This window comes from Sphingomonas sp. HDW15A, assembly GCF_011301715.1.
In the GTDB taxonomy this organism is placed as follows: domain Bacteria; phylum Pseudomonadota; class Alphaproteobacteria; order Sphingomonadales; family Sphingomonadaceae; genus Sphingomicrobium.
Genome location: NZ_CP049870.1, coordinates 605961 through 627525, shown reverse-complemented (window position 1 = coordinate 627525; position 21565 = coordinate 605961). Strand labels below are relative to the sequence as shown.

The window sequence follows — 21565 nt, the reverse complement described above, 5'->3', positions numbered from 1 at the left end:
GCGATACAAGGCTCGGGAGAAGTGACGACAATGGCGACGCAGCAGCCAACCGAAACGACCACCGCGACGACGACCAAGATCAAGCTTGAGCCGCCGGCCGCGCTTCAGCCAATCTCGGTCCAGGAAGCATCGGGTCTCGTTCCCTTGAAGAATGAGGAGACGAGCGAGCTCGACACCAAAGTCGCGAAGTTCGTCGAAGAGCTTGCGGCCCTCGATTCAAACAGCCCAGACTTCGGCAAGAAGGTCGACCAGCTAACCGCGATGGGACGCAAGGAAATCGCAGAGGCGGCGGGCGCCTCCAACCGCTTTCTCGATCGGCCGGTGAAGGCGATCGACAGCGACACTGGCATTGGCGCCGACCTGACGGAGCTTCGCCGGACGGTAGAGGCGCTCGACCCGAAGGAAGCCGGCAGGGGCATGACTACCCGCAAATTCCTGGGCATCATTCCCTTCGGCAACCGTGTAAACCGGTATTTCGACAAGTACCGGTCGAGCCAAACGCACATCAGCGCGATCCTGCAGCGTCTTGCCAATGGCAAGGACGAACTACTGATGGACAACGCCGCCATCGACACCGAGCGGGCCAATTTGTGGAAGACCATGCACCGGCTGGAGCAGATGATCCACATCTCCAAGAGCCTCGACCGGCAGCTTGAGGACAAGGCCAACGAGCTTGACGCAACAGAGCCGGCGAAGGCCAAGGCGATCCGCGAGAGTGCTCTTTTCTATACGCGCCAGCGAACGACCGACCTGCTCACGCAAATGGCGGTGACGGTTCAGGGCTATCTCGCCCTGGACCTGGTCAAGAAGAACAATGTCGAGCTGGTGAAGGGCGTAGACCGCGCCTCGACCACCACTGTCGCGGCGCTTCGGACTGCGGTGACCGTCGCCCAGGCGCTTTCGAACCAGAAACTGGTGCTCGAACAGATTGGCGCGCTCAACACGACGACCGCCGGAATGATCGATACGACCGGCGAGCTCCTCAAGCACCAGACGGGTGCGATCCACGAGCAGGCGGCGTCGAGTACCATCCCTCTCGAAACGCTACAGCGCGCATTCCAGAACATCTATGACACGATGGACCAGATCGACGCGTTCAAGCTCGCAGCGCTGAGCAACATGAAGCAGACCGTCGAAACGCTCGGCACCGAAGTCGAGAAATCGAAGGGCTATATTGCCCGCGCGGAAGGCGTGGCACAGGCCAAGCTGACCAACCAGAGTTCCCCGTTCGAGCCCATTGAGAGCAAATGATCCCCGACAAGGTCACGCAGAAGATTGATCACGCCAATGCCGTTTTCGCGCGGCTGGACCAGCGCGACGGTAGCGTCCGCGCAGCTGCCAGGCGCGAGCAGGCACGGCTCAACGCTGGGCTGGCGACGACCGCCAAGCGCGTAGCCATCGCAATCGGCGTCATCAGCCTCATCACAATCGTCATCGGGCTGATCATGCCGATCGGCATGTTCGGCTTCCTGGCCGCCGTCGGCATAGCCATCGCAGTGGCCGCAATGCTGGCTGTCGGCGGCACGCGCCAGCAGCCACTGCCGACGGTCCCATCGGACCTGCCAAACGGGCAAATGGTCCAACGGTTCGACAGCTATATCTATCGCACGCGCGCGATGCTTCCGGCGCCAGCTCAGGCAGAAGTGGATGCCATGTCGGCCATGCTGCCGACGCTCCGCCAGACACTCGAACGCGTTCCTGACCTCGATCCCAATGCGCAGGATGCAAGGCGGCTCATGGCCAAGCACTTGCCGGGCCTGATCGACAGCTATGCCCACGTCCCGGCGTCCTACCGCTCTGCTCCTGATGACGACGGAAAAAGCGCGGACGAGCGGCTAGTCGAGGCGTTGGGTGCCGGACGGCAAGCCCTGAAGGACATCGGCGACAAACTCGCCCGCAACCATCTTGACGCGTTTGAGACCCAAGGCCGTTTCATCGAGACCCGGTATAAAGATGAGAGCCTGAGCTAGCCGACGATCCCGCGCTTGCGGAATTCGGCCAGCGTTTCCTGATCAATCCAGTCTCCCAGCAAATCACGATGCTCGCCAAGTGCAGGGGGTGGGAGCGGCGCATCCTGGCGCTCGCCGTCTATACGGACGGGCGATCCCACCATCGGCGTGCCATCCACGTCGATACGCATTCCTCGGTGGAGCGCCTGTGGGTCCGCTAGGGCCTGGCTGACGGTGTTTATCGGGCCCGCCGGAATGCCCGCTTCGTCGAGCAGGGCGAGCCACTCGGCCGCCGGCTTCGTCGCGACGATTTCCGCAATCATCGGCACCAGTTCGCTGCGATTGGCGACCCGGGTGGCGTTCGTGGCGAAACGATCGTCATTCGTCCATTCCGGATGTCCGAGGATTCTCCCAAGCTTCCCAAACTGGCGGTCGTTGCCGACGGCGATAATGATCGGCTGATCCGCCGCCCCAAATGGCTGGTACGGAACGATATTGGGATGCCCCGCCCCCTGCCGCATCGGGTCCTTCCCACTGACCATCGCGTTCGAGGCCTGATTGGCAAGCATCGCAATTTGGACGTCGAACAGGGCGAGGTCGATCGTCGCACCCTCCCCGATCGCTCGCGGCGCAAGAGCGCGGCAAGTATGGCGTTGGCGGCGTACATTCCGGTGAAGAGGTCGGCGACCGCGACGCCGACGCGCATCGGTCCTCCACCCGGCTCGTCGTCGGGGAGGCCGGTCAAGCTCATCAACCCGCCCATCCCCTGGATGATATAGTCGTAGCCGGCGCGGTCGGCGTAAGGCCCATCCTGACCGAAACCGGTGACGGATACATAAATCAGTCGCGGATCAGCCATCCGCAGCGCTTCAGCGTCGAGCCCGTATTTCCTTAAGCCGCCTACCTTGAAATTTTCGACGACGACGTCGGCGTCTGCGGCCATCCGCCGGACGAGTGAAGCTCCTTCCGGATGGGCTATATCAATGGCGACTGACTTCTTCCCGCGATTGGCGGCCAGGAAATAGGCCGCCACCTTGGCGCCATCTTGTTCGTGCCACGGCGGGCCCCAGTGGCGGGTGTCGTCGCCCGCGCCGGGCTTTTCGATCTTGATGACGTCTGCGCCCAGATCGGCCAGCAACTGAGTCGCCCACGGTCCGGCAAGAACTCGACTTAGATCTAGAACTCGAACGCCTTCGAGAGGTTTGGTCATGACTTTCGGCCCCAAGGCTTGCGGTCGGCAAGCACGGCGTGTGCGGCATTATGCCCCGGCGCGCCGGTCACCCCACCGCCCGGATGCGCGCCCGATCCGCAAAGATAGAGCCCGGGAAGCGGCATCCGATAATCGGCGTGACCGATCATCGGCCGCGCGCTGAACAACTGGTCCAATCCCATCTTGCCATGAAAAATGTCGCCCCCAATCAGCCCAAAGCGGCGCTCAAGATCGAGCGGCGAATGAATTTGCCGAGCGACAATTGACTTGGCGAAGCCGGGTGCGTGCGCATCGACGGTCGCGATGATCGCATCCGCCGCCGCTTCGCGCTCGTCATCCCAGGAGCGCCCATCCGGAAGCGCATAGCGAAAGTGCTGGCAGAAAAGCGACGCGACCTGTTTGCCCTTCGGCGCAAGCGAGTGATCGAGGGTTGTCGGAATCAGCATTTCGACCACAGGTTGGGGCGACCAGCCGTGGATCGCAGCATCGTGATAGGCGCGTTCCATGTATGCCATCGAAGGCGCAATAATGATTCCGGCCGTCAGGTGGTTGCCGCGTCCGGGTAGAGACGTGAAGTTTGGTAGCCTCGACAGTGCAACGTTCATGCGGAAGGTCGCGCTCTCGCATGACCAGTGATGAAAGTGTTGCTGCGACTTCGCCGGGATCGCGCCTTGCGGCACCAGCTTGTCGAAAAGAAGCTTTGGATTGACCCCCGCAACGACGGTCGATGAACGATATTGCTTGCCGCCCGCGACAACCCCGCCGCACGTCCCTTCTCGACGATCACCTCGCTCACGGGCGAGTTCAGGACGATGTCCACACCTGCCTCACGACATGCTTTCGCCATAGCCTGTGTGATCGCCCCCATCCCGCCGATCGCATGCCCCCAGGCGCCTGGTACGCCCGCTGCTTCCCCGAACAGGTGATGAAGCAGGACGTAGGCCGTGCCGGGCGTGTATGGCGAGGCGAAGTTACCGACGATTCCGTCGAACGCGAACAGGGCCTTGGCCAGTTCACCCTCGAAATAGCGGTCGAGGATATCGCCCGCGCTCTTGGTCGCAAATTCATGGACGATCCGGATCTCGGCCGTCGAAAGGCCGATCAAATCTTTCCCCAATGACGCCAATGCCGGAAGCCCGCGAAGCCCGGCGCCCGTGCCGGGAGGCGCTTTCAAGATCCATTTCTTCACCAGACCTACGACGGTCTCGATGTCGGCATTGTAGCGGTCGTAAGCGGCACCATCGGCCGCGTAGTGACGGGCAAGCTCGCGCCGAGTCAGTCCGTCGCGTCCGGCTAAGAGGTAATTGCCCTTTGGGCCTGGAAGGAAATTGTCGGTCTTGCGAAGGACGACCTGCAAACCGTGCTTCACCAGCGCCATGTCGCGGATGATCTTGGGCTGCAAAAGCGACACCGTGTAGCTGGCCGCGCTGTTGCGGTAGCCGGGGTGGAATTCGTCGGTAACCGCGGCGCCCCCGACGGTGTCGGCCGCTTCGAGGATCGTGACTTTGAGACCTTTGCGGGCGAGATAATAAGCACAGGTCAGGCCGTTATGGCCCGCGCCGATGATCAACGCTTCGATCGTCACTTCATCAGCACCAATTCTTCGGCCATCGACGGATGAAGTGCGACAGTAGCGTCGAAATCGGCCTTCTTGAGCTTCGCCTTGACCGCGACCGCCGCGACCTGGAGCAGTTCCGGCGAATCCGGTCCGATCATGTGAATCCCGACCACCTCGTCAGTCGCCTCGTCCACGACGAGTTTATAAAGCGATCGCTCGTTTCGGCCCGCCAGCACATTCTTCATCGGCCGGAAGTCGGAAGTGTAGACTCGCACCGAGCCTAGCTTGTTACGAGCCTGGCCTTCGGTCAGCCCGACGCCCGCGAGCGGTGGGTGGCTGAATACCGCGCTCGGAATCGCCGAATAATCGACCGTACGATCGATATTGCCGAACTCGCGGTCGGCGAACGCCTGTCCCTCGCGGATCGCGACCGGGGTCAGCTGAACGCGGTCGGTGACATCCCCAATCGCGAAGATCGACGGGACGTTCGTTTGGGCCCGCTCATTTACCTTGACCTGGCCATTGTCGCCCAGCGTCACGCCGGCCTCCTCGAGACCGAGGCCTTGCGCGTTCGGGACCCGGCCGGTTGCGAACAGCACCGCGTCTGCGTCGAGATCGTCGCAACCAGTCATTGAAAGCTTGAGCGAGCCGTCTTCCCTCTTCTCAATGCGATCGAATGCTGCGTTGAAACGGAACTGGATGCCCTTGGTTATCGAAATCTGCAGCAGACGATCGCGAATCTGCTCGTCGTAACCGCGCAGGATAACGTCCGTGCGATTTACGATGGTCACTTGGCTTCCGAACTGGTGAAAGATGCCCGCGAACTCGTTGGCGATATAACCTCCGCCCGCGATCACAACTCGCTTCGGCAGCTGATCGAGCAAAAATACCTCGTTCGAGCTTAATGCGTGCTCGATCCCGTCGATCGCCGGCATGTGTGGGCGGGCCCCCGTGGCAATGAGGATTCGGTCTGCCGAGATCTCCCTGCCAGACGCTAGGCGAACGGACTTCGGACCAGTGAGGACGGCGCGTTCTTCGAAGATCGTCACACCGTGATTGGTCAGCGTCTGGCGATAAAGTCCTTCCAGCCTATCCACCTCGGCCAGCACATTGTCGCGCAGCACCGGCCAGTCGAACTGACACTGCTTGATGTCCCAACCGAACATGGCGGCATCGTTGAGATCCTCGGCAAAATGCGCGCCGTAAACCAGCAGTTTTTTCGGAACGCAGCCGCGAATGACACAGGTTCCCCCGATCCGATATTCCTCTGCAACAGCGACTTTCGCGCCATGCGCTGCCGCGATGCGGGCCGCCCGCACGCCGCCTGACCCGGCACCAATGACGAACAGGTCGAAATCGCTCATCGGATGCCCGCCACAGGTTCGAAATAGGCCGCTCGACCGGTGAAATCGGTCGTCACAACAAAGTGGCGGAGGATAGTCGTCCCAATATTCATCATCAGGCCCTCGTCCTTCTCATCGACGGTCGCTGTAACGTCCCTAAACGTCGCGCCGGCGACGATCAGGGTTGGTAGGACAACAGTCTCGCGATCGACAGCGCCACCAATCCCTCCTGCGCTATTCTTACCCGTGACCTTCAGTCCTAGCTTGTTGACGATGCCGCGCGAGACGATCGGCAGACTTCCGTTTCCGAAATCAAGTTCAGCTGCGACTGCGGTCCCCTCGACCGTAACAGGGATGCTCTCAATCCCCTTGTGCCCAGTCAGAGGCAGGGCGATCCCTTTGGGCACTTCATATTTCCCCAGTGTCCGCACATCCTTCTGCTGAAGATCGATCCGTAACCGCGCACTGTCGAAGATGTCCCGGCCGAGGATGGCAATCGTCGGTCGCTTGATCAGCCGGGAAGCAACCTCGGACAGGTCGAGCACAACGACGTCCTTCGGTCCGAGATCGACGCCAATTGCTGCGATCCGAACGTCATGTGCAAAATTGGCTTTGGCGCTGGTCGCGCCTGTGCCCTTCATTTCGACCTGTGCTCCGGCCAAGATCCCGGCCCTGCGGGCCAGCACCGGATCTATGACCGTCATCTCGGCACCGCTGTCGAGTAATGCTTCGGTCTGCTGGCCGTTTACGGTCATCGGCACGAACAACCGGCCATGATCAACGATTAGCGGCTCCGCACCGGACGAAGCATGAAAAAACAGGGCTACGGCAGGAAGGATCGTTCGGCTCACAATCGAGCTTTCTCGATCAGTGAGCGGGTCGACGGATCGAAGCTTGCAACACGCTCTGGATCGTCAAGTTCCCGCGTCAGGCGCTTGCCGAGCTCTACCCCGAATTGGTCGAAAGGATTGATCCCCATCAGCGAGGCCGCCGTGAACGTCCGATGCTCATAAAAGGCGATCAGCGCGCCCAGGGTTGCCGGATCAAGCCTATCGACCAGGATCGTGGCCGATGGGCGATTGCCAGGCATATTGCGGTAAGCGTCGTCACTCTTGTCGCCAACCATCAGCGCAGCGCCCTGTGCGAAGCAGTTGAGAAGCAATAAGCGATGGTGCGCGCGATCCTGGTCATCCGCGCGCTCGACGACGGCGAGGAACTCGACCGGAACAAGGTGGGTGCCTTGGTGGAGTAGCTGGAAGACGGCGTGCTGCGCGTCCGTCCCAACGCCACCCCATGTAATCGCACCACTCGCGGCAATGGGCTCGCCTGACGCTGTCACGGACTTTCCGTTAGACTCCATCTCGAGCTGCTGAAGGTAGGACGGAAGCAGCCTGAGACGCTCGTCATAGGGAAACACCGCGCGCGTTTCTGCCCCCATCCGCTGCGTGTAGAGCAGGTCCGCGAACGCTGCGAGCACGGGCGCATTTTTTGACGGGGGTGCCAGGCGGAAGTGGCGGTCCATCGCCGCTGCGCCTTCAAGCAGTTCCTCGAAGACCTCCCATCCAAGCGCCAGCGCAGCCGAAAAACCAACAGAGGACCACAGCGAATAACGTCCGCCGACACCTTCATCGAAGGGAGTATCCTTGTCTCGTCGATCCCGAAATCGATTGCCGCCTGCGGGTTTGCGGTGATGGCGATGACCCGGCCGTAGGGGTCGTCCACGCCGGCTTCCTTCATCCAGCCGAGCGCAGAATTCAGGTTCATCAGCGTCTCGGCGGTCGTGAATGTCTTCGATACCGCGCAGATCATGGTTGAATCGGGATCCAGCGGGTCGGTCGCATCGTCGACCGCTTGGCCGTCGATATTACTCAGGACGCTGACCCCGACATTGCCAGACGCACGGCCGAGGCTGTCCAGAAGCAGTTCCGGACCAAGCGCCGATCCACCGATGCCGATATGAAGGATTCCGCTCACGTCGCCGAAAGCGCCGCCCTCGATGGCGTCGATAAGGGACCGCATGCGCTGATGGCGGGCAGCGGCCGCGGAGACGTGCGCCGGATCGCCTTGTCCGCGCTCGGCGACATGCGTTGCCGGGCGATCTTCAGTCGGATTGACGATCTCGCCGGAAAACAGTGCCTCTCTCTTGCGCGCGAAGCCCTGCTTTTCGGCGATCTCTTCAAATGTACTTAGCCACGCCTGGTCGAGATGCGTCTTCGACCAGTCAAAGTGCATTCCCGCGACATCGACGCTCAGAAGTTCGGCCCGTTCGGGATCGACCTCGAACAGGTTGGAGAGCGGGGTGACGTCAAGCCGGTGAAGCGCGGCAAACGGATCGGAGGCGTCTGTCTTTTCGGGCATCGCGCTGCTCTTGACCCAGCCGAAAGGATATTGCCAGCCCGCTTCGCCCTTTCGCCTTGACGTTAGCACGGGCGGCAGAAAGAAGCGGCCCGATGGATGAGACCACCCGACCTGCCGACAGTCGCGAAGCGGCTCAATCCGGCAGACGAGCCTGGCTTGACTCGATCCGCTTTCTTTTCCTGCTCGCTCTTGCAGCCTGGGTGTTGAGAAGCCTGATCGTTGCTCCTTTCAGTATCCCGACCGGATCAATGATGCCGACGATGCTCCCGGGCGACTATCTGTTCGTCTCGAAATGGCCCTACGGCTATTCGCGCTTCAGCTTCCCAGGGCAGATTCCGGCATTTGAGGGACGCATCTTCGAACGGCTTCCCGAGCGCGGCGACGTTGTGATCTTCAAGCGACCCAGCGCCGAAGCGGCCGATTGGGTCAAGCGCGTCATCGGCCTGCCCGGCGATCGTATTGCGCTTAATGGCGGCGTGCTGTTCATCAACGGCAAACGGGTTACCCGAGAGAGTCGTGGCGAACTCGAACTCCCCGCGAGCCGCAATATTCAGTGCGGAATCGACGAAACGTCGACATGCCGCTACCCGGCCTTTGTGGAGACACTACCCAATGGCCGCAGCTACGTGACGTTTGACCAGACACCTTTCGCTCCGCGCGACAACTTCGGCCCCGTGACGGTTCCGCCCGGCCATCTGTTCCTCCTCGGCGACAATCGCGACGACAGCTCCGATAGCCGCTTCACGCTCGCCGAAGGAGGGATCGGAATGGTTCCCCTTGACCGGGTGATCGGCCGCGCCGCCTTCTCCTTCTGGTCGACTGATGGAAGCGCCAGCTACTGGAAGCCGTGGACCTGGTTCAGCGCGCTCCGGTCAAACCGCATCGGCCAGGGATTCCAGCCATGAGCCCGCTTGGCGACTTCATTGAGCAGGCGCTCGGCCATCGTCCTTCGAATACGGCCCTGTTCGAGCAGGCGCTGACTCATGGCAGCCATGGCGGCACTAGCTACGAGCGGCTGGAGTTCCTGGGCGACCGCGTGCTCGGCCTAGTGATGGCGGCCTGGCTCTATGAGCGCTTCCCGGACGAAGAAGAAGGCATGATGAGCCGGCGTTACAACACGCTGGTTGCGCGCGAGACTTGCGCCGACGTCGGCCGCGCAATTGGCGTCCCTGCGCAAATCCGCCTGGGCAAGCAGGCGCGCGAGGATCGCGCAACCGGCAGTGACAATGTGGTCGGCGACGTCGTCGAGGGCCTGATTGGCGCGTTATTCCTCGATGGCGGTCTAGAGAAGGCGAAGGCTTTCATCAGAAACCAGTGGACGCCGTTTCTCGACAACCAGCGGCAAGCACCGCTGCATCCCAAGTCCGGATTGCAGGAGCTTGCTGCAGCGAAGAACTGGGGGATCCCGGTTTATGAAACTATCGGCCGCTCCGGTGCGCACCATGCTCCGACGTTCCGGGTGCGCGTGACGGTCCGCGGCGGCGGCGAGTCCGAGGCCGAGGGCTCGTCCAAGCAGGATGCGGAAACCGCTGCCGCGGCCGCCCTTCTCGAGAAGCTGAAAAATTGACACAGCGATGCGGACTTGTCGCCGTGATCGGCGCTCCGAACGCCGGCAAGTCGACCCTCGTCAACGCCCTCGTTGGCCAGAAAGTGGCGATCGTCAGCCACAAGGCGCAGACCACCCGCGCGCGGCTGATGGGCATCGCCCTCGACGGCGAATCGCAGATGCTGCTGGTCGATACACCCGGGATATTCGCGCCATCGCGGCGACTCGACCGGGCGATGGTCAAGGCCGCATGGGAGGGAGCGGAAGACGCCGACCGGTTAGTCCTCGTCATCGACTCATCCGTCAAGCTCGGGAGCAAGGCGGAACAGGTCATGGCCGGCCTTGAGGGACGAAGCGAACCGCTCGTCCTTGTGCTCAACAAGGTCGATCTCGCCAATAAAGGCAATTTGCTTGGCCTAGCCCAATCCCTCGCCGGCCGGCTCGAACCGGAAGAGATTTTCATGGTATCCGCCTCGACCGGCGACGGCGTGGCCGAGTTGAAGCACCATCTTGCCAAGGCGATGCCGGTCGGACCTTGGCACTACCCAGAAGACCAGTTGACCGATGCGACCGACCGTATGGTCGCTGCAGAGCTGACCCGCGAGCAGCTCTATCTCCAGCTCCATGCCGAACTGCCCTATGCAGCGGCCGTGACGACAGAGAAATGGGAGGACCGCAAAGACGGATCAGCGGTCATCCATCAGCAGATCCTTGTCGAGCGCGACAGTCAGAAAGCAATCGTCGTCGGCAAGGGGGGATCGCGCCTCAAGGCGATCGGGCAGGCCGCCCGCGAGGCCATCGGCGATCATCTCGGCCGCAAGGTTCACCTGTTCCTGCACGTGAAAGTTGCTCCGCGCTGGGGCGAGGATCGCGGACTCTACGAGGACATCGGCCTCGACTGGGCCGACTGAAGTAACTCGCCTACCCACTTCGGCACCTCGACTCCCGCTGGGCCGAAGCGCCGCTCATCGAAGAAGATGCTCCCCTGGCTTGGCTCGAGGTTGATTTCGAGCGTGTGCGCACCGCGGTAGCGGGCAGTCTGGACGAAGCCGGCGGCCGGATAGACAGCGCCAGACGTACCGATCGAGACGAAGAGGTCAGCGCCCATAAGGGCCTGCTCGATCCGGTCCATCTCGTAGGGCATCTCGCCGAACCAGACGATGTTCGGCCTGACCGCCCCCGGGCTCGTGCAGACTGGGCAGGCCGCGCCCTCCCCCATATCCCCCGTCCAGCCAAACTTCTCGTCGCACGACAGACACCAACCGCTCATCAATTCGCCATGCATGTGCAAAAGGCGCCTGGCCCCGGCCCGCTCGTGAAGGTCATCGACGTTCTGCGTCACGATAAGGAGATCTCCCGGCCACTCGGCGTCGAGGCGAGCCAGAGCAACATGTGCGGCGTTGGGCTCGACTTCTGCGAGCCGGGCGCGACGCGCGTCGTAGAAGCGATGGACCAGCGCCGGGTCGCGCGCGAAGGCGTCCGGGGTCGCGACATCCTCGACTCGATGATCTTCCCATAATCCGTCGGCGGCCCGGAACGTGTTGAGACCGCTCTCCGCACTGATTCCAGCGCCGGTCAGAATGACAATATTTTCTGGGGTTCCGTGCAACTTGTTGACACCCTTGTCAGTTATGTCACCTTAGTCCCATGGCCGATACGACCTTCCATTACCCGATCGGCATTCGTGCCGACGACATCGACCATATGGGTCATGTCAATAACAGCGTGTACCTGAAGTGGGTCCAGGACGCTGTCGTCAAATTCTGGGAGACCGTCGCGCCGCCGGAGGCCGTTGCCCGGCACCTTTGGATCGCGCTTGCGCACGAGATCCAGTATCGGCGCCCGACCTTTCTCGATGACGTGGTCGTCGCCGATGTGATCGCCGAACGCGTCGCAGGCGCAAAAGCCATGTTCACGACGGTCATCAAGCGCGGTGAGGAAGTTCTCGCTGAGGTCAAATCGACCTGGTGCTGCCTCGACGCGGTGACCAAGCGCCCCGCCCGCCTCGCACGTGATGTAGCCGGCCGCTTCCTGCCCAAGGAATAACGAAAAACCGCGACTTTTCGCTAGGCGCGACTCGGATAAGCATGCTTATTACGCATCCGGAACGACGTCTGTCGTTGCCGTTCCCAGTCACGTTGGTGCGTAAGCGCCGGTCCTTTCGGCCGGCAACGCCGGCGTGCGTCCGGCAGCACAGGGGAATCAAATGCGAAATTGGATCATCGGGGTGGCTGCCCTTGCGGCCGTAGCGATTTCAGCGCCGACGAGTGCTCAACAGAGCTCCATGAAAGACGGCCAGTTTTGGACTGCGTCCCGCATCGACGTCGAAGAAGGCCAAATGGAAAACTACCTCGACTACGTTGCGAAAACGTGGATCCCGAATCAGGAATTCGCCAAGTCGCAGGGCTGGATCAGCGACTATTATGTGCTCAACAACATCAACGCACGCGATGGCGAGCCGGAACTCATCCTGATCACCCGCTTTGCCGAAATCCCTTCGGTAGCAGAAGGCGAACGCCGCAACGCAGTCATGAACGAACGAATGAAGCTTGACGACCACAGTGCGGAAGCCGCCAGTGGCGTGCGCAGCAAGATGCGCCGACTTGCCGGGTCCATCCTCTATCGCGAACTGACCAAACGCTGACCGATTGGGGCGGCGCCGCCAAGCGTGGCGCCGCCCGGTTGCACTTGGTCATTGGCTGGGTCATGACGGCGCGATGCGCACAGACCAGCAGCCGATCCGCATAGCCTTGTTCGCGCCTGAGGGACGGATGGGCCGGGTCATCGCCGAAGCAGCATCATCTGATCCAAATTTTACGATCGATGCCGAGCATGGTGACGTGCTCGTCGATTTTTCGTCGCCAGACGGGCTTCGGGGGAGCATCGACCGAGCGATCAGCGCCGGCATTCCGCTGCTCGTCGGCACGACAGGCCTCGGCGAAGGTCACGACAGCCTGATCGCAGACGCCGCGAAAATCATTCCTGTCCTCAAGGCAGCAAACACGTCTCTCGGGATCGCACTGCTGGACGACCTGGTCGAGCGCGCGGCACGAATTCTCGGGCAGGACGATTGGGACGTCGAAATCGTCGAGGCGCATCATCGCATGAAAGCCGACGCGCCATCGGGCACTGCACTTCATCTTGGCAGCGCAGTGGAGCGGGGGCGCGATATGGATGCCAAAGAAGAACTCGGCCGCTGCGGCACCGGGCTGGCGCGAGAGACCGGCAGCATCGGCTATTCAGCGGTTCGCGGTGGAACCGTCGCTGGCGATCACGACGTTTTGTTCCTGGGTCCGGAAGAACGACTGATCCTGTCGCATCGCGCCGAGAGCCGATCCATTTTCGCCCGCGGGGCACTTGCCGCCGCCCGTTTCCTCGTTGGAAAGCCGGCCGGCCTCTACAGCATGCGGGACGTCATCGACGCGCGATGAAGAAGGCGGACGCGTTCGAATTCTTCCGGCGCCTGGCGGAATCCAATCCGTCGCCGGAGACCGAACTGGAATATGTGAACCCCTACACGCTGCTCGTCGCGGTCGCGCTCAGCGCGCAGGCGACCGACGTCAGCGTAAACAAGGCCACGCGCACCCTGTTCGCCAAAGTCCGCGACCCCAAGGCAATGCTGGAACTTGGCGAGGCCGCCCTTCGCGACCAGATCAAGACGATCGGCCTTTTCAATACCAAGGCGAAGAACGTCATCGCTGCTGCGCAAATCCTGGTCGACGAATATGGCGGCGAAGTTCCGAGGGACCGCCAAGCCCTCGAAAAGCTTCCGGGTGTCGGCCGCAAGACGGCGAACGTCGTGCTCAACACAGCTTTTGGACAGCCGACCATTGCAGTCGACACGCATATCTTCCGGGTTGCGAACCGCACCGGCCTTGCACGCGGCAAGACTCCGCTGGCGGTGGAGCTGAAGTTGGAGAAAGTGGTTCCCGAGCCGTTCCTCCACGGAGCGCACCACTGGCTGATCCTTCACGGCCGTTACATCTGCAAGGCACGGTTGCCGGAATGCTGGCGCTGCCCTGTCGTCGACCTGTGCGCCTACAAGGCGAAGGTCATGAAGCCGCCGAAATCCAACGCCGCTCGAACCGCTGGCTGAGGCCGGTCAGCAATTCATATTGCGAAAGGCCGGAGGATTGCGAAGCCGCCGGAAGATCGTAATCGACCGTCACCCAATCGCCCTCGGCGAGGTCCGGCGCATTCGAGCAATCGAAGGCGATCAGGTCCATCGAAACGCGGCCGACGAGCGGCAGGACTTTTCCGTGGGCCATGACGGAGCCGGCGCCGGCAAAGCAGCGCAGGTAGCCATCGGCGTAACCGATATTGGCGACCCCGACTTCCGTATCCGAATTCGCTACCCAGGTCGCGCCATAGCCGACACTTTCGCCGGCTCGAACGATCCGCCGCTGAATGACCTCGGCCTCCGGGAATGCTACCTGCGCGATGTGGCCTTCCGCCTCCGTCCGCGGAATCCCGCCATAAAGCGCCAAGCCGGGCCGCGTCAGGTCGAAGCCATAATCCGTGCCTAGACAAATGCCCGCGCTGTTCGCCAGTGAATATCGCTTCGCCGGGACGGCTGCGCGAACCGCGCGGAACCGCTCGAGCTGGGCCTGGTTGAGGCCGCTCTCCTCATCGGCTGAGGCGAGATGACTCATCAGCGTCGCGACATCGACCCCGTCAAGGACATCCAATTCATCGGTTCGGATGCCGAGGCGGTTCATTCCCGTGTCGATCATCACGTCGCAGGGTTTTCCCGGCGCAATTTCCTTCCATCGCGCGACTTGACGCGGCGTATTCAGCACAGGGCGGGCGGTGCCGGACAAGGCCGCCTCGCAGTCGTTAGTACCGACACCATGAAGGACAATCAGCGACACGCCCTGGCCCAGCGGCCCGAGCGCCTCTGCCTCAGCCCAAGTGGAAACGAAGAAATCGCGGCAACCTGCCTGCGCCAACCTTCTGGTGACTTCGACAGCGCCGAGCCCGTACCCATCTGCTTTTACCGCCGCTCCAGCTGGTGCACCACCTTGCCGCTGAAGCCAGCGCCAGTTGGACTGGAGGGCGTGGGCGTCGAGGCGAAGGCAAAGGGCGCGGTGAGTCACCTCCCTGCCCTAGCCAGCGGCTTCTTCCTCGTCGAGGGCCGCTTTGGCGCGCGCCCAGTCGCGTCCGTCAAACCGTTCGATTGCGAGGTCGACCGGCTGTTCGAGGCAATGCGCGTTGACGCTCCACGCATCGGGATGACTGCGCGGCTGGTAAAAGCTCTTTATCCCGCAGACCGAACAGAACAGGTGGTTGGCCGCACCACTGCCGAAGCGGTAGCTAGTCAACGCATCCTCGCCGCTCTCCAGTTCGAACTGGTCATGTGGAACAATGATATGAAGAAAGCCGGTCGCGCTGCAGATCGAGCAATTGCAGTCCAATGCGGGAACGGGCGGCTCCGGCAATTGGCACCGAAACCGCACCGCTCCACAATGACATCCGCCTCGATGTTCGCTCACGCCCTGGAGCATGGCGCGCGTAATGCCTGCCCGTCAATCAGCGCGCTGCCACTCGGATCGGGCCCGCGCTACGAGACGCGAGCCTGACCTCGCGCTGTTGGTTGGCTTGCGCAATGACATCGTCGCGACACTGGCGGACGTCATTGCGGCCGCTTAGGTCAACGTTCGACGCTTCACCGCACAGTTCGATCGCGGCGCGCGTCGCTCGCGTTTGGAACTGATGCTGGCCAGTCGGGCTTGCGAGATCGAGATCCGCAACTTCGATGATGCGCACCGAGGACTCGGCGGCAACGGAAGGCGAAATTAGCAGGCCTGAGCTTAGAGCAGCCAGCGCGAAAATTGTGAACTTGGTCATGTCGCATCCCCTTTAGTGAGGGCCGGGAAACCGGCGCGACCGACCATCTATACCCAGCGATCAGTTTCCATAAGCAACGATTTTGCGTTATTGTTCTGCAAAATTGCAGAATGCGATTGGGGACATCCTGGGGCACGATGGCCAAGTGATCGACTGGAACGACCTTAAGTATCTGCTTGCAGTAGCAGAGGGTGGGAGCACGCTGGCGGCCGGACGTGCACTCCGAGTTAGCCAGACGACTGTCGCTCGACGGATCGCAGCGCTCGAACAGGCTGTCGGGTACCCGCTCTTCGAGAAAAGGCAGGCCGGCTATGCGCTCACAGCATCAGGCGAGGCGCTCATCGCCAAAGCGCAGTCGGTGCGCTCGGCTGCGCTAGCCTTTGAGGAAGCAGCGGCCGCAATCCAACGTGGGACTGCCGGTACAGTCCGCGTGACGACCATCGACCTGTTCGCAAATACCTTCCTTGCGCAGTGGCTTGTGGACCTTCACGAGCGCCACCCGGATGTACGGATCGAGTTGGATGAGAGCGGCGCGGTGCGCGACCTCGGCGCGGGCGACGCTGACATCGCTATCCGGAGCACGTCTTCGGAAGCTGCCGCGGGAGTCGTTGGCCGGCGTATCTGCCGCGACGAATGGACCTTCTATTGCAGCCGGACCTACGCGGACCGGCATGGCGTCCCACGGAAACGCGAAGAGCTGCGCGGCCATGCTTTGATCGGGGGAGGCGGGACGATGACTTGGCAAGTCTATGAAGCGATCCTGAGAGATATCGGGATCGCGGACCAAGTCGTTATTCAGCAAACGACGATGGGCGGATTGCTTACTGGTATCCGGTCGGGACTGGGGATTGGCGTGTTGCCCTGCCTGATTGGCGATGGGGAAGAGGACCTCATCCGCTGCATGCCGCCGCGCCGCGAAAAGAAACGTTGGGTCTGGTTACTCACACACGAGCGCGTGCGGCACTCGCCGTCCGTCCGGACAGTCGTCGACTTCCTTTACGAGCGGCTGGCAGCGCGGGTGCGCCAACTCGGTCTCGACTGACTTATTCCACCGTCACCGACTTGGCGAGATTGCGCGGCTGATCGACATCTGTGCCCTTGAGTACTGCAACGTGGTAGGCCAGCAGCTGAACCGGGACTGCATAGACTAATGGCGCGATCAGCGGGTGAACTTCCGGCATTTCGATGGTGGCCATGCAACCGTCACCCGCGTCGGCAATGCCCTTTGCGTCGGAGATGAGGATGATTTTGCCGCCGCGGGCCCGGACCTCCTGCATATTGCTGACGGTCTTCTCGAACAGCGGACCGGACGGCGCAAGAACGATAACCGGAACGAGATCATCGATAAGGGCGATTGGGCCATGCTTCATTTCGCCGGCGGCGTAGCCCTCGGCGTGGATGTAGCTGATCTCTTTGAGCTTCAGCGCCCCTTCCAGCGCCATCGGATAGTCCGGGCCGCGACCAAGATACAGCACGTCGCGAGCCGGAGCGACGAGGTGAGCCGTCGCCGCAATTTCTTCATCGTGGGAAAGCGCGACGCTGAGGGCCTCGGGCGCCTCCTGGAGATGGTCGACGATATCCTTTTCTTCCTCGGGCGAAAGACGCCCCTTGGCGCGGGCAAGGTTGGCGGCGAGCGCCGCGAGTACGGAGAGCTGGCACGTGAAGGCCTTCGTCGAGGCGACGCCGATTTCCGGCCCCGCATGAGTCGGCAATAGCAGGTCGGCCTCGCGCGCCATCGAACTCGTCGGAACATTGCAGACGACCGCAATCGTCTGCTCCTGTTCCCGGGCATGGCGGAGGGCTGCAAGCGTATCCGCGGTTTCGCCGCTCTGGGAAATGAACAGTGCCAGTCCGCCCGCCTCCAGCACCGGATCGCGATAGCGAAACTCGCTTGCCACATCGATGTCGACGGGCACCCGGGCGAACTGCTCAAACCAGTATTTGGCAACGAGGCCCGCGTAATAGCTGGTCCCGCAGGCGACGATCGTAATCCGCTTCACGGTTTCGAGATCGAAGCCGAAGTCGGGCAGCGCGACCTGTCCTTCAAACGGACGCAGGTACGAATGCAGCGTGTCGCCAACCACCACAGGCTGCTCGTAGATTTCCTTGAGCATGAAGTGGGCGTGGTTGCCCTTGTCGATGCGCACAGCAGAAGCGCCACTCTCGACGATTTCACGTGCGACAGGCCGGTTCGACCGGTCGAAGATTTCGATTGTGTCGCGTTTCACGACCGCCCAATCACCTTCCTCGAGGTAGGCGATCTTTTGCGTCAGCGGTGCGAGCGCCAGCGCGTCCGAACCGAGGTAATTCTCATCCTCGCCATAGCCGACGGTGAGTGGTGCGCCCATGCGCGCGCCGATGACGGTATCGGGATGGTCGCGGAACAGAAAGGCGATTGCAAAGGCGCCATGAAGGCGCGGTAGCACGGTTGCGACCGCTTCCTGCGGCGAGGCGCCATTTTCGATTTCGCGAGCGACAAGGTGGGCGACAACTTCGCTATCGGTCTCGCTCAGGAACTTGCGCCCGTCCGCGAGCAGCTCGTCACGGAGCGGCTTGAAATTCTCGATTATGCCGTTGTGTACGAGAGCCACCGGACCTGCGATGTGTGGGTGGGCATTGCTGGTCGTCGGCGCGCCGTGAGTTGCCCATCGGGTGTGCGCGATGCCGATTTCGCCGGGCAGCGGATTTTCGTCGAGTTCGCGGCGGAGGTTCTCGAGCTTGCCCTCGGCCCGGCGTCGATGAAATTCCCCGCCATCGACCGTGCAGATGCCGGCGCTGTCATAGCCCCGGTATTCGAGGCGCTTGAGCCCATGAAACAGGTCGCGCGTGGCACGCTCGCGTCCAACAATCCCGACAATCCCGCACATGTTACGCCGTGCCTTTCTTCTTTTTCTGTCGCTCGCGGAAGCGCGAAGCCCAGCCTTTCATCCCGCGCTGCTCGCCGCGCGCTACGGCAAGTTCATCGGCCTCGACATCCTTGGTCACCACGCTTCCGGCGCCGACAATGGCTCCGGCGCCGATTGTCACCGGCGCGACAAGAGCGCTGTTCGAACCAATAAAGGCGCCAGCGCCAATCTTCGTCGGATACTTGAAAAAGCCGTCGTAATTGCAGGTGATCGTACCCGCTCCGATGTTGGCCTTCGCACCTACCTCGCTGTCGCCGAGATAGGTCAGGTGATTGGCTTTCGCACCCTCGCCAAGCACGGTTTTCTTCATCTCGACGAAATTGCCGACCTTTGAGCCTCGCTCCATTACCGCGCCCGGTCTGAGGCGCGCGAACGGGCCAACTTCGCAGCCGGTGGCAATTGTCGCGCCTTCGATGTGGCTGAAGGCGCGAATTACCGCGCCGTCCGCAATCTTTACGCCCGGCCCGAAAACAACGTGCGGCTCGATCGTACAATCTCGGCCGAGCTGAGTATCGGCGCTGAACCAAACGGATTCGGGGTCGATCAGCGTCGCTCCCTGCTCCAGCGCCTCCCAGCGGCGACGGCGCTGCCAGTCGAGCTCGAGAGCCGCGAGCTCGGCGCGGCTATTGACGCCCGCGGTTTCGAACGGCTCGCCTTCGATCGCGACCGGATGCCTGCCTTCGTCATGAGCGACATTGACGACATCGGGCAGGTAATATTCTCCAGCTGCGTTCGCATTGCTGATCTTGCCGAGCCAGCCGAACAAGTCTGGGGCGCGCGCTGCAAGCATTCCGCTATTGCACAGCCTGACCGCGCGCTGTTCTTCAGTCGCGTCCTTGTATTCGACCATCTTGGCGATCCGGTCTCCTCCGTCTTCCAGGATGACCCGGCCATACGCCTTGCCGTCGTCCGGCGAACTGGCGAGAACGACCACGCCCGGATCATCACTTGCCAGGAGTCGCTCCAGCATGGCGTTCATTGTCTCTGCCGTGACGAACGGCGTGTCCCCGAAAGTCACAATCACAGGACCATCGAATCCGGACAGAGACTTCTCCGCCACGCGGACGGCATGACCGGTGCCCTTCTGCTCGGACTGGATGGCGGTCGTTACGCCGTCCCGAAGGGCAATTGCCTCCTCGACCTGCTCCCGGCCTTTGCCGAGGACGACCACGACCTTGGCGGCTCCCATGCCCTGCACGGTGTCGAGCAAGTGCAGCAACATGGGCTTGCCCGCGATGGGGTGGAGAACCTTGTGCGTATCGGAGCGCATGCGCGTTCCCTGGCCGGCGGCCAGTACGACGACGCAAAATGGGGGCGGCGAACTCATCGCCGCCCAATGGCACGGGGCATGGACTTATTCCATAGCCCGATTTGGAGCTGATCGGACTGTTAGCTCGTGGGCGTCGCGGGCTTGCGCGCGGTCGTCCGACGAGAGGTCGATTTGCGGGCGGTCGACTTGCGGGCCGCCGGCTTTTTCGCCGTCGTCGTTCGAGAAGTCGTTTTCCGCGCCGTCGTTTTCCGGGCCGTGGTCTTTCGGGCCGGCGACTTACGCGTTCCGCTCGAAGACCTTGCGGCGGCGGGCTTGGCCGACGACCCGGACGAAGAATCGTCGTCCATCGTCCACTTGCCGGACAGGACGCGCTGAGCAGCATCGGCGACGGCCTCGGCGATCAACGTTCCGAGCTTGGACGCATTGGTCATCATGTTGGTCGCAGCCTGGCTGGCGCTGTCGGCCGCATCAAGGCCAGCATCGCGAATCGCCTTGCGGGCCTTAGGGCTCGCTGCGATCGCGGCAGCCGCTGCAGTAAGCCCCGCAGCAAGCATTTCACGGCTCATCGCCGCTTTTGCCAGCTTGTCCATCGTCGTCTTGCTTGATCCGCCGCTATTTCTGGAAGTCGATTTCGCCATCACTAGCCTCCCGTTTCACTTAATTGCCGCAAAAGACGGTCCAATTAGGGAACGGTTCCGGAATAATCGGAAATTGGGGAAAAAGTAAGGGGAGCCGCAGCACCACACCGCGGCTCCCCAAAACATGGTCAGCGATCGGAGTTCTAGCCCGGGTAAGCCCCGGACAGCTGGTTAGGCCATCGCTCTCCGAGCGAACTGTGCCGACCTCTCTGCTGAACCATGAGACATCGGATCACCTCCTTTCGCTGCGTTGAAGCCACCCACAACATGTTGTGGGATGAAAGGAGAAACAAGACTTGTAATGGTGGTCAATCGGCGTAATCTCTTGGCCTTCGCGCGCCGCCGAGCCGTTCCTTACCGCCCCAGCTTATCCACTTTCGCCTTGAGAGCGGCCAACTCCGCCTTAAGCGCCTCGACTTCGCCGGCGCGATCGTCGCTCGAATCAACGCTGGAGGCCTGTTTGGGGACAAATGCGCGGCCGGCCTGCTCGAACATTTCCATGTTCCTCTTGGCCATGTCGGCGAAGAGATTCGGGCCCACGAACTTTCCGCCCATCGCCTCGCGCATCGCTTCCTGATTCTTGTGGAACATGTCCATTGCTGCTTCGAGATACTGCGGCACGGCGGCTTCCATCTTGCCCCCGTAGAGCCCGATCAACTGCCGCAGGAAGTTGACAGGAAGCATCGTGCTTCCTCGCGCTTCTTCCTCGACAATGATCTGAGTGAGGACTTGGTGCGTGATGTCCTCACCTGTCTTGGCGTCTATGACTTCGAAATCTCGCCCATCGCGGATCATCGCGGCCAATTTATCCAGCGTAATGTAGGAGGAGCTCTCCGTATCATAGAGCCGCCGGTTGGCGTACTTCTTGATCGTCGCCTTGTCGCCAGCGGACTTCGCCATTGTTTCATTCCTTGAAAATCAATGTCGAAGCGTAGCACCG

At 61.8% G+C, this 21565-nt stretch carries 20 protein-coding genes and 3 pseudogenes; 10 read left to right on the top strand and 13 right to left on the bottom strand.

Annotation, left to right across the window (positions count from 1 at the left end):
• Positions 1–30 precede the first annotated feature (30 nt).
• Positions 31–1251, top strand: coding sequence for a toxic anion resistance protein (locus tag G7076_RS03280; RefSeq protein ID WP_166200392.1), 1221 nt, complete (start codon positions 31–33; stop codon positions 1249–1251).
• Complete coding sequence (locus tag G7076_RS03275; protein ID WP_166200390.1) at positions 1248–1970, top strand: hypothetical protein; 723 nt, start codon at positions 1248–1250, stop codon at positions 1968–1970. Before G7076_RS03280 ends, G7076_RS03275 begins: the two co-directional genes overlap by 4 nt.
• On the opposite strand, the pseudogene G7076_RS03270 reads toward G7076_RS03275, so the two are convergent.
• The 5 genes and pseudogenes from G7076_RS03270 to pgi form a co-directional block, all read right to left on the bottom strand.
• Positions 1967–3159, bottom strand: a pseudogene (locus G7076_RS03270) (CoA transferase). The gene G7076_RS03275 and the pseudogene G7076_RS03270 sit on opposite strands and share 4 nt — an antisense overlap.
• Positions 3156–4744, bottom strand: a pseudogene (locus tag G7076_RS03265) (NAD(P)/FAD-dependent oxidoreductase). The pseudogenes G7076_RS03270 and G7076_RS03265 overlap by 4 nt, the downstream one beginning before the upstream one ends.
• On the bottom strand, positions 4741–6081 hold the full coding sequence (gorA, locus tag G7076_RS03260; protein WP_166200388.1) for a glutathione-disulfide reductase: 1341 nt from the start codon (positions 6079–6081) through the stop codon (positions 4741–4743). Before gorA ends, G7076_RS03265 begins: the two are co-directional and overlap by 4 nt.
• On the bottom strand, positions 6078–6911 hold the full coding sequence (locus tag G7076_RS03255) for a pepsin/retropepsin-like aspartic protease family protein (protein WP_166200386.1): 834 nt from the start codon (positions 6909–6911) through the stop codon (positions 6078–6080). The genes gorA and G7076_RS03255 overlap by 4 nt, the downstream gene beginning before the upstream one ends.
• Positions 6908–8418 (bottom strand): annotated as a pseudogene (gene pgi / locus G7076_RS03250) (glucose-6-phosphate isomerase). The gene G7076_RS03255 and the pseudogene pgi overlap by 4 nt, the downstream one beginning before the upstream one ends.
• A gap of 92 nt (positions 8419–8510) precedes the next feature.
• On the opposite strand from pgi, the gene lepB reads away from it, so the two are divergent.
• Genes lepB through era form a run of 3 tightly spaced genes read left to right on the top strand, consistent with a single transcriptional unit; the run spans position 8511 to position 10875 of the window.
• Positions 8511–9323: a signal peptidase I gene (gene lepB / locus G7076_RS03245; protein WP_166200384.1), complete on the top strand. Its 813-nt coding sequence runs from the start codon at positions 8511–8513 to the stop codon at positions 9321–9323.
• Positions 9320–9985, top strand: coding sequence for a ribonuclease III (gene rnc, locus G7076_RS03240; protein WP_166200382.1), 666 nt, complete (start codon positions 9320–9322; stop codon positions 9983–9985). The genes lepB and rnc overlap by 4 nt, the downstream gene beginning before the upstream one ends.
• Positions 9982–10875, top strand: a complete 894-nt coding sequence (era, locus tag G7076_RS03235) for a GTPase Era (RefSeq protein ID WP_166200380.1) — start codon at positions 9982–9984, stop codon at positions 10873–10875. The genes rnc and era overlap by 4 nt, the downstream gene beginning before the upstream one ends.
• Here the strand turns inward: era and cobB are convergent.
• Positions 10842–11573 (bottom strand): Sir2 family NAD+-dependent deacetylase, encoded by a 732-nt coding sequence (cobB, locus tag G7076_RS03230; RefSeq protein WP_166200378.1) that lies wholly within the window; start codon positions 11571–11573, stop codon positions 10842–10844. The genes era and cobB overlap by 34 nt on opposite strands.
• A gap of 38 nt (positions 11574–11611) precedes the next feature.
• Between cobB and G7076_RS03225 the strand changes: the two genes are divergently transcribed.
• The 4 genes from G7076_RS03225 (at position 11612) to nth (ending at position 14060) form a co-directional block, all read left to right on the top strand.
• Complete coding sequence (locus tag G7076_RS03225; protein ID WP_166200376.1) at positions 11612–12010, top strand: thioesterase family protein; 399 nt, start codon at positions 11612–11614, stop codon at positions 12008–12010.
• A 160-nt stretch (positions 12011–12170) separates the two neighbouring features.
• Positions 12171–12608, top strand: coding sequence for a hypothetical protein (locus tag G7076_RS03220; protein WP_166200374.1), 438 nt, complete (start codon positions 12171–12173; stop codon positions 12606–12608).
• A 73-nt stretch (positions 12609–12681) separates the two neighbouring features.
• The gene (gene dapB, locus G7076_RS03215; RefSeq protein ID WP_166200372.1) at positions 12682–13395 is read left to right on the top strand and encodes a 4-hydroxy-tetrahydrodipicolinate reductase; all 714 of its coding nucleotides are present in this window, start codon (positions 12682–12684) and stop codon (positions 13393–13395) included.
• On the top strand, positions 13392–14060 hold the full coding sequence (nth, locus tag G7076_RS03210; protein WP_166200370.1) for an endonuclease III: 669 nt from the start codon (positions 13392–13394) through the stop codon (positions 14058–14060). The genes dapB and nth overlap by 4 nt, the downstream gene beginning before the upstream one ends.
• Here nth and alr read toward each other — a convergent pair.
• The 3 genes from alr to G7076_RS03195 form a co-directional block, all read right to left on the bottom strand.
• The gene (gene alr / locus G7076_RS03205) at positions 14017–15060 is read right to left on the bottom strand and encodes an alanine racemase (RefSeq protein WP_166200368.1); all 1044 of its coding nucleotides are present in this window, start codon (positions 15058–15060) and stop codon (positions 14017–14019) included. The two genes, nth and alr, sit on opposite strands and share 44 nt — an antisense overlap.
• Positions 15061–15069: 9 nt before the next feature.
• Positions 15070–15402 carry a GFA family protein gene (locus G7076_RS03200; protein ID WP_240913857.1) on the bottom strand — a complete coding sequence of 111 codons (333 nt, stop codon included), beginning with the start codon at positions 15400–15402 and terminating at the stop codon, positions 15070–15072.
• Positions 15403–15493: 91 nt separating this feature from the next.
• The gene (locus tag G7076_RS03195) at positions 15494–15811 is read right to left on the bottom strand and encodes a UrcA family protein (RefSeq protein WP_166200364.1); all 318 of its coding nucleotides are present in this window, start codon (positions 15809–15811) and stop codon (positions 15494–15496) included.
• An 82-nt stretch (positions 15812–15893) separates the two neighbouring features.
• Between G7076_RS03195 and G7076_RS03190 the strand changes: the two genes are divergently transcribed.
• Positions 15894–16853: a LysR family transcriptional regulator gene (locus G7076_RS03190; RefSeq protein WP_240913856.1), complete on the top strand. Its 960-nt coding sequence runs from the start codon at positions 15894–15896 to the stop codon at positions 16851–16853.
• A 1-nt stretch (position 16854) separates the two neighbouring features.
• Here the strand turns inward: G7076_RS03190 and glmS are convergent, their stop codons facing one another.
• The 4 genes from glmS to phaR form a co-directional block, all read right to left on the bottom strand.
• Positions 16855–18678, bottom strand: coding sequence for a glutamine--fructose-6-phosphate transaminase (isomerizing) (gene glmS, locus G7076_RS03185; RefSeq protein WP_166200362.1), 1824 nt, complete (start codon positions 18676–18678; stop codon positions 16855–16857).
• A gap of 1 nt (position 18679) precedes the next feature.
• Positions 18680–20044, bottom strand: a complete 1365-nt coding sequence (gene glmU, locus G7076_RS03180) for a bifunctional UDP-N-acetylglucosamine diphosphorylase/glucosamine-1-phosphate N-acetyltransferase GlmU (RefSeq protein ID WP_166200360.1) — start codon at positions 20042–20044, stop codon at positions 18680–18682.
• Positions 20045–20106: 62 nt separating this feature from the next.
• The gene (locus G7076_RS03175) at positions 20107–20625 is read right to left on the bottom strand and encodes a hypothetical protein (RefSeq protein WP_166200358.1); all 519 of its coding nucleotides are present in this window, start codon (positions 20623–20625) and stop codon (positions 20107–20109) included.
• A gap of 354 nt (positions 20626–20979) precedes the next feature.
• Complete coding sequence (gene phaR, locus G7076_RS03170; protein WP_166200356.1) at positions 20980–21525, bottom strand: polyhydroxyalkanoate synthesis repressor PhaR; 546 nt, start codon at positions 21523–21525, stop codon at positions 20980–20982.
• Positions 21526–21565: the final 40 nt, after the last annotated feature.